This is a genomic window from Arsenicicoccus cauae, assembly GCF_009707125.1.
Classification (GTDB): Bacteria; Actinomycetota; Actinomycetes; order Actinomycetales; family Dermatophilaceae; genus Arsenicicoccus; species Arsenicicoccus cauae.
This window is the reverse complement of sequence record NZ_WLVL01000005.1, coordinates 1-1,125: the sequence shown is the minus strand read 5'-3', so window position 1 is coordinate 1,125 and position 1,125 is coordinate 1. Positions and strand designations below refer to the sequence as shown.

General features: G+C 66.9%; 2 pseudogenes. Both read left to right on the top strand.

Annotated elements, in window-relative coordinates:
- Window positions 1–150 precede the first annotated feature (150 nt).
- Window positions 151–606: pseudogene (locus tag GGG17_RS17035) on the top strand (transposase); the annotation flags it as partial.
- A gap of 170 nt (window positions 607–776) precedes the next feature.
- Window positions 777–953, top strand: a pseudogene (locus tag GGG17_RS15890) (IS256 family transposase); the annotation flags it as partial.
- Window positions 954–1,125: the final 172 nt, after the last annotated feature.

The window sequence follows — 1,125 nt, the reverse complement described above, 5'->3', positions numbered from 1 at the left end:
ATCAGCCAGCCGGTCACGCACCAACCGGACCGACCTGTCACGAATCTCATCGGGATACTTCCTCGGAGCGGGCATGTCTGCATCCTCTCGGCAGATCAGACCCTCCACCACACCCGGGGCGACTCACGCGTCCGCAACCGTCTCCACGCCTTGCTGCTGAACATCGCCCCCAGGTATCACGACCCCACGGGGCCGTTGAGCTCCCGGCCGGCGTTCGCTCGGGCTCGGAGCTTGGCCCTACGCGCCCGCAAGAGCGACCCCATACGGGCCAAGCTCGCCCTTGCCGCGATCCGCCGCTTGAACGCCCTGCGCGACGAACAAGCCGACCTCGAGAAAGACATCCACGGCGAGTTGGAACAACGGTCCACCACACACCTGCAATCCATTCCAGAAGTGGGACCGCTGGTTGCTGCGAAGATCCTCGGCGAGGTCAGGGACGTGCGCCATTATCCCAGCGCGGCAGCGTTCGCCGCTCATGCAGGCGTCGCCCCGGAGCCGGCCTCCAGCGGCAACACCCAACGGCATCGCCTGGCCCGAGGAGGCAACCGCCAACTCAACCGGGCCCTGTTCACCAACGCAATGGTCCAAGCCCGCTGGCACCCACCAGCGCGCGCGTACCTTACCCGCAAACGAGCCGAGGGCAAGACCCCCGCCGAAGCCCGCCGGTGCCTGAAGAGGCACTGCACCTCGCAAACGTCGTGTACCGGGCCCTCCAAGCCGACCTCGCCACAGTCCAAAGCGCCGCCCTCAGCCCGGCTGCTTGACGATAGCGGCGCCCCAACCACGCCGCGATCGTGCGCCTGGTCGGAGTCGTCCTGGCCGAGCAACACGACGAGTGGGCCGAAGGACGGCGCTACCTCGGCCTCGACGTCCTCGCCCGCTGCCGCATCAACCTCATCACCGACACCGAACCGGAGATCGGAGGCGACAACCTGCCCGCACTCACGGCCTGAACCCCAAGAAGGAGAACGCAGCCGCTACACCCCTACCCGGGACTTGGGGTCTATCGCGTTAACGGTGTAAGTGGCCCTTGCGCCCCGGTTGGGGCAGGAGGGTCGTCATGACCGAGACACTGGTGGCTGTGAGTCCACCTTCACCGAAGAAGAGCCAGGACCCGGGCGATCC